Annotated in this window: 2 protein-coding genes and 1 pseudogene; all 3 read right to left on the reverse strand. The window is 68.0% G+C overall.

The window, feature by feature from the left end; translation table 11 throughout:
- Positions 1 to 298 (reverse strand): hypothetical protein (locus VF794_RS31620; RefSeq protein ID WP_331116840.1); only part of this gene is annotated, 298 nt, incomplete at its 3' end.
- A gap of 4 nt (positions 299 to 302) precedes the next feature.
- Complete coding sequence (locus VF794_RS31625) at positions 303 to 1,787, reverse strand: hypothetical protein (protein ID WP_331116841.1); 1,485 nt, start codon at positions 1,785 to 1,787, stop codon at positions 303 to 305.
- Positions 1,777 to 2,600 (reverse strand): annotated as a pseudogene (locus tag VF794_RS31630) (hypothetical protein); the annotation flags it as partial. The pseudogene VF794_RS31630 and the gene VF794_RS31625, both read right to left, overlap by 11 nt.

Genomic DNA, 2,600 nt, shown 5'->3' on the forward strand with positions numbered 1-2,600 from the left:
CCGAGGTGGAATGCTCGAGGATGCGGTCGGAGACGACACGGAGCACAGCCCCCAGTCGCTCGAAATCAACCGCGGTGGGCGTGCCGCCCTCGAGCACCCGCTGAAGTCCTGCCCAGTCCTCCAGCAGAGAGCCCACGGACAGCTTGGGCTCCTGGTGGAACTCGGTCCACTCGGGGGATCTGACAACCCAATAACGGTCCATGTCGTCGATCGTCAGGACGTCTACCCCAAATAGCGTGGACTCGCCCCGGACGAGCCCTTCCAGCATCAGCATCAGCTCCTGCATGAGGATTCGCATGCGCTCACGCTCCTCCATCTAGCGTGCGCAGGACCTCTTCGACCCTCTTCAAGTTCAGACGCTGGCCCTTCAATTGTCTCTCCACTTCTTCGATTCGTCCCTCGATGATTTTCCGTTGAATCTCAGGAGGCTGGTTCTTGAGCTTTCCAAGATTATCCTTGGCGAAGGGATCGGTACGGTACTCCAGCAGCTTCTTCTCATGCTCTTCGATCAGCTTGATGAAGCTTCTTCTTGACTTTTCGAGTTGCGCCCTCGTCAAGCCTACATAGGGATTCTTGCTTTCACCCCCTGGGGCCTGGTCATCCCTGCTGGCCATGTGGAGGATGGCGATGGTGCCCGCGCCCACCTCCAGCGTGGTTGTCACCGTGCCCGCTGACACCGCCACCGTCCTTACCGCCAGCAGGCCCTCGGCCGAGAGGGACAGCACCGGCATGGTGACCTCCAGCCCACCCAACGTCCGCGTCAGCGTGCTGGCCGTGCCCCCCGCCGTGCCCAAGGTGAGGATGAGGTTCGTCGTCAGTTTCGAGACCGCCTTCACCTGCTCGCCCCGAGTCATGTACCGGAAGCGCTCGAGGTACTCCGGCGAGGAGGCGATGAGGGCCGCGACTCCCGCCGGGAGGTGTCGCAGCGAAGCGATGCTGTCCGACGGGTGGGAGAGCAACTGGCCCATGGCGTGGTACAGGTCGACGAAAGCTTCCTCCGCGCCATCCAGCGAGCGGCCAACGTAGTCGGCGTCGTCGTACACCTCGGCCAGTGGGGGCCCTTCCAGGAGGGGGCGCAGTTGCGCATCCGCCTGCCGGAAGACCCACCCGCTGACGGTGTAGAAGCGGCCCAGTTCGAAGGAGCCAGCGCGAAAGGCTTCCTCCTTCCACTCCACCGGGCCCACCTTCTGCTGCGTGCGTCCGTTGAGCGTCCAGGCCAGGTAGCCATCCGGCCGCAGCACGGCCACGCTCTTGAAGCGCTCCACGCGGCGCAGCAACTCCTCGCGGGAGACATCCCCTCCCTCCAGCACCTCACGCAGCAGGTGGCAGACGGCCATTCGCGGCGGGAACGAGCCCAGCGTCACGGGCTTGTTCATCAGCACCGTCAGGACCCGGGCCGCCTCCTGGGGGGTGAGGGGAGCGCCTCGCGGGCGCAGGTCGTTGACGTTGTCCAGACCCGCGAGTGTCAGTAGGTACTCGAAGGCGTCCACCTGCACGGCGCCACTGGCCACCGCGCGCACGGCCATCTCAGCCGGGCTCACCATGGCCACCTCCGTGCCCTGCACGCGCTCACCCCGTCGGCGGAGCAGCCGAGTCGGTGCACTCGAGCCCGTGGCCGCGTACTGGGCGTCATCACGCACCGCGCCCGCCAACCCAGAGGAGGCACGCGGGTTGCGGTCCAGAAGCATGCCGCGTCCCGCTGGTGGCGTCACCGTGATGCAGCCGGTGGACAGCACGACGGTCCCGAGCACCAAGGCCACCCACTTCCGCGCCATCTCAGCGGGCATGGTCCACCCCCAGGCCCAGGGACGCGAAGGCGCCCGGGCGCAGCGCTTCGCCCGGTGTCGGGAACAGCAACGTGCCGCCCTGGCCCACCGCGTACAGCCACCCGCCAAAGCGCCAACGCACCTCGCCCGAATACAGGTAGCGCGCCTCTGGCCTGCCCACTCCGGTGGCGAGCGCGCTGACGGCCACCTCCACGCGCCGCTCGGCCAACTGCGCCGCGAGCCGCCCGTCCACGTCCACGCGTCCCCAGGTAAACGCCTCCACCGCCAGGGAGAGGTGCAGGTGTCGTTGCCGCAACCCGCCAAGCCGCACCGCATCCCACCCCACCACTGCCTCGCCGTACACCGAGAAGCCGTCGGGGAAGGGCGCCTCCACGACTGGCAATCCGGAAGGGCCCGCTGCGCGGAAGCGCGCCAGCTCGTAGTCCGGGCCGAAGAGGCCCTGGCGAAAGCCTCCGCGCTGCCCTCGCACCTCGAGCCGCAGCCGTGCGTCCAACGTGGGCGTCACCGCATCCGCACCCACGCCGGCCACCGCGCCCCATGCCCCGCCCACACTCGGACGCCCACCCCAGCCGGCCAGCACGTGCAGCTCGTAGTCCGGGCGCACCACCACCACCGCCGTTCCATCCAGGTGCGCCAGCGTCACCTGGGGAGAGTAGCCTCCGGCCCGCCCCCAGTCGTGCACCGCGGACAACGCCAGCGTGTAGCGCCCCGGTTGCTCCTGCGGGCCCGTGAAGAGGTGTGCCAGGTCGAGCGCTACCTCCGCGCCCATGAGGCGCGCACCCAGCACGTCCGAGGAAAACGCCTCCGCGTACA

The sequence above is a fragment of the Archangium sp. genome (assembly GCF_036389735.1).
Classification (GTDB): Bacteria; Myxococcota; Myxococcia; order Myxococcales; family Myxococcaceae; genus Archangium.

Excerpts from the sequence above, each read along its gene's own strand:
- VF794_RS31625 (WP_331116841.1), bottom strand. The coding sequence starts at position 1,787 with ATGCCCGCTGAGATGGCGCGGAAGTGGGTGGCCTTGGTGCTCGGGACC.